This window comes from Tsukamurella conjunctivitidis (assembly GCF_007858475.1).
In the GTDB taxonomy this organism is placed as follows: domain Bacteria; phylum Actinomycetota; class Actinomycetes; order Mycobacteriales; family Mycobacteriaceae; genus Tsukamurella; species Tsukamurella conjunctivitidis.
The window spans coordinates 1-509 of sequence record NZ_VIGX01000327.1; the positions used below are offsets into that span (position 1 = coordinate 1).

The following is a 509-nucleotide window of genomic DNA, read 5'->3' on the forward strand; positions in this document are numbered from 1 at the left end:
GGCCAGCAGCTCGGGGCGGGTGGTCTCGATGACCACGTCACCGGACCCGTCGGACCTGTGGAAGGCCAGGGAGTGGTAGAAGCCGGGGTACTCGCGCGCTTCCAGTTCCGCCTGGGCGACGGCCGTCTGGAAGGTGACGTCCCACAGGCCCGGCGCCTCGGCCTGGTAGGCCTCACCGCGCTCCAGGTTGCGCAGGAATGCGTGCTGGGCGACCTTCTGGGCGTCGGTGCCGATGGTCTGGTAGTGGTGCTGCCAGTCCACGGAGAGTCCGAGCCTGCGCCACAGGGCCTCGAACTGGACCTCGTCCTCCTGGGTGAGGCGCTGGCACAGCTCGACGAAGTTGGGACGGGAGATGGGCTGCTGGTCGGCGGCCTTGATGGACTTGCCGTCGCCGCCGTCGTGGGGGGGCGTGAAATCGGGCTGGTAGGGCAGCGTGGGGTCCACGCGCACGCCGAAGTAGTTCTGGACGCGACGCTCGGTGGGCAGGCCGTTGTCGTCCCAGCCCATGG

The 509-nt window shown here is 69.5% G+C and carries 1 protein-coding gene; it reads right to left on the bottom strand.

The window, feature by feature from the left end; all coding sequences use genetic code 11:
* Positions 1–509: class I tRNA ligase family protein (locus FK530_RS25620; protein ID WP_146489553.1), on the bottom strand; the 509-nt coding region annotated here is incomplete at both ends.